Genomic DNA, 3,073 nt, shown 5'->3' on the forward strand with positions numbered 1-3,073 from the left:
CGGGCCAGGGAGTCCGCCACCTGCGCGCCGAGCTGCTGCGGCGAGGCCGGGGCCAGCGCGCCGGCCCGCGCCAGGAACTGCCGGGCCGCCACCGAGAGGCGGTCCGGGATGCGCCCGATGTCCGCCGCCCGCGCCCAGCCCGCCAGCTCCGGCGGCATCGGCGGCAGCGGCACGTGCCGGGCGGCGGTGCGCTCCCGCACCACGTAGGTACCGGCCAGCAGGTCCCCGAACCGCTTGCCGCGCCCGTCGACGAGCGAGCACAGGATCGCGGCGCTGCCGGCCAGCGCCCACAGCTCCACCACCCCCAGCAGCGCCCGCACGAGGGACTGCCGGAACCGGACCGGCCCGCCGTCGTCGCGCACCACGCGCAGGCCGCAGGCCAGCTTGCCCAGCGTGCGGCCGCGGCTGAGGGTCTCCACGAGGGTGGGCAGGCCGACGAGCACCAGGACGGACAGCCCGAGGGTGACCGCGGCGAGGGCGGCCTCGTCGGCCCCCTCGAAGGCGGCGAACGCCCCGGCGGTGAGCCCCGCCAGCAGCGCCCCGGCGAGCAGGCCGTCGAGGAGCGCGGCGACGAGGCGGGAGGCGAAGGAGGCGGCCCGCAGGTCCAGCACCACCGCCTCGCCGGTCACCACGTCCCCGGCGAACGGGTCGGCCAGCGCCCCCGCGGGCACGGCCGCGAAGGCCGCGCCCGGGCCGGCCGGCGGTGGAGCGCTCGCTGCCATGCCGGCACGCTACCGGCTGCCGCGCCCGTCCCCGGCGGCCCGCGGGGGCTGCCAGGATGGGGCGGGGCGCTCCCGGGCGGGAGCCGCGAGGAGCCGGGGGAGCTGGGTGGACGTCGACGCCTTCCGCACCGTCCACGCCGCCGGGTGGGACCGGCTGCGCGAGCTCACCGGCCGCCGGGACCTGGACGGCGCCGGCGCCGACGAGCTCGTCGTCCTGTACCAGCGCACCGCCACCCACCTGTCGCTGCTGCGCTCCAGCACCACCGACCCGGTGCTCGTCGACGAGCTGTCCACCCTGCTGGCGCGCGCCCGGGCCCGCCTCACCGGCACCCAGCGGGCCAGCTGGCGCGCCCCCGTGCGGTTCGCGACGCGCGCCTTCCCCGCCGCGCTGTGGCGGCTGCGCTGGTGGACGCTGGCCACCACCCTGCTCTTCCTCGTCGTCGCCGTGCCGGCGGGGGTGTGGGTCACCGCCGACCCGGTGCGGCAGGCCGCCGTCTTCGGCTCCGACGAGACGGTCCGCCGCCTCGTGGAGGTGGAGTTCGCCGGCTACTACTCGGAGTACTCCCACGTCTCCTTCGCCGGCCGGGTGTGGACGAACAACGCGTGGGTGGGCGCCGTCTGCATCGCCACCGGCATCACGGGCGTCCTGCCGGTGTTCGTCATGGTGCAGAACGCCGTCAACGTCGGTCTCGTCGGCGGTCTCATGGTCGCCAGCGACCGCGCGGAGCTGTTCTTCGGCCTGATCCTGCCCCACGGCATGCTCGAGCTCACCGCGATCTTCGTCGCCGGTGCGGCGGGCCTGCGGGTGTTCTGGGCGTGGGTCGCCCCCGGGCCCAGGCCGCGGCGGCAGGCGCTGGCGAGCGAGGGGCGCGCCATGGTCGGCGTCGCCCTCGGCCTCGTCGCGGTCCTCTTCGTCTCCGGGGTCATCGAGGGTTTCGTCACCCCCTCGCCGCTGCCGACCGCGGCCCGCATCGGCATCGGCGCCCTGGCCGAGCTGGCGTTCCTCACCTACGTCGCCGTCCTCGGCCGCCGGGCCGCGGCCGAGGGGGAGACCGGCGACGTCACCGACGCCGACGCGGGGGACGTCGCGCCGGTGCGGGGCTGAGGCCGGCCGCCCCGGGCCGCCCCCGACACCGCGCAGGTGGCCTACAGCCGCCCCGCCGCCTTCAGGTGCAGGTAGCGGTCGGCCAGCGCCGGCGCCAGGTCCGCCGGCGGTGCGTGCACGACCTCCACCCCCATCCGGGTCAGCAGCTCCGCCGTCGCCGCCCGCTCCGCCGCCGCCGCCTCCGCCGCAGCCGCCGGGTAGACCGCGTCGACGTCCCCCCGCCCCGCCGCCAGCCGCCGCAGCGACGGGTCGTCCACCGACGCCACCACCACCGTGTGCCGGGCGGTGAGCTGCCCCAGCACCGGCAGCAGCCCCACCTCCACCGCCGCGGAGTCCAGCGCCGTCAGCAGCACCACGAGGCAGCGCTGGCGGGCCGTGGTGCGGATCTCCGCGACGACCGCGTCCCAGTCCGTCTCCACCAGCTCCGGCTCCAGCGGGGCCAGCGCCTCGACGAGCTCGCCGAGCAACCGGGCCCGCGACGCGCCCCGCACCCGGGTCCGCACGGCGCGCCCGTGCACCAGCAGGTCGACGCGGTCACCGGCGCGGGAGGCCAGCGCCCCCAGCAGCAGCGACGCCTCGATGCCCGCGTCGAGGCGCACCTCCTGCCCGATGCGGGCCGCGGCGGTGCGGGAGGCGTCCAGCACCAGCAGCACCCGCCGGTCCCGCTCCGGCCGCCACGTGCGCACCACGACCGTCTGCCGCCGCGCCGTGGCCCGCCAGTCGATGGAGCGCACGTCGTCGCCGTCGACGTAGTCCCGCAGCGCGTCGAACTCCGTGCCCTGCCCGCGGTGCAGCACGGCGGTGCGCCCGTCCAGCTCCCGCAGCCGCGCCAGCCGGGACGGCAGGTGGCGGCGGGAGGTGAACGGCGGCAGCACCCGCAGCCGCCCCGGCAGCGGCAGCGACGCCTGCCGGGCCGCCACCCCGAGGGGACCGGGCAGCCGGACGGTGACGCGGTCCGCGGCCCGGTCACCGCGGCGCACCGGGCGCAGCTGCGTGCTCGTGCGGCGCCGCTCACCGGGGGGCACGTCGATGCGGTGGCGGTCCTGCCCCGCCCCCGCCGACGGCTGCCACGCGTCGCGCAGCAGGCCGCGGGCGCGGCGGGAGCCGGTGTTGGTCACCGTCACCGTGCTGGTGCACGGCTCGCCCAGGCGCACCGAGGGCGCCACCTCCCGCTCCAGCAGCAGCCGGCGCGGGGAGGGGGCCAGCACCACGTCCAGCGCGATCAGCGCCGCCACCACCAGCGCCC

General features: G+C 78.6%; 3 protein-coding genes. 1 reads left to right on the forward strand and 2 read right to left on the reverse strand.

Translation table 11 applies throughout. The annotated features are described in order from the left end of the window. On the reverse strand, window positions 1-722 hold a 722-nt coding region (locus ABEB16_RS01565), incomplete at its 3' end, for an RDD family protein (protein WP_345710521.1). A gap of 106 nt (window positions 723-828) precedes the next feature. Between ABEB16_RS01565 and ABEB16_RS01570 the strand changes: the two genes are divergently transcribed. Then, window positions 829-1,827, forward strand: a complete 999-nt coding sequence (locus tag ABEB16_RS01570) for a stage II sporulation protein M (protein ID WP_345710522.1) — start codon at window positions 829-831, stop codon at window positions 1,825-1,827. Between the two features lie 41 nt (window positions 1,828-1,868). Here the strand turns inward: ABEB16_RS01570 and ABEB16_RS01575 are convergent. Continuing rightward, window positions 1,869-3,073, reverse strand: a 1,205-nt coding sequence (locus tag ABEB16_RS01575) for a DUF58 domain-containing protein (protein ID WP_345710523.1), incomplete at its 5' end; no start/stop codon positions are given.

The sequence above is a fragment of the Kineococcus glutinatus genome (assembly GCF_039542765.1).
In the GTDB taxonomy this organism is placed as follows: domain Bacteria; phylum Actinomycetota; class Actinomycetes; order Actinomycetales; family Kineococcaceae; genus Kineococcus_A; species Kineococcus_A glutinatus.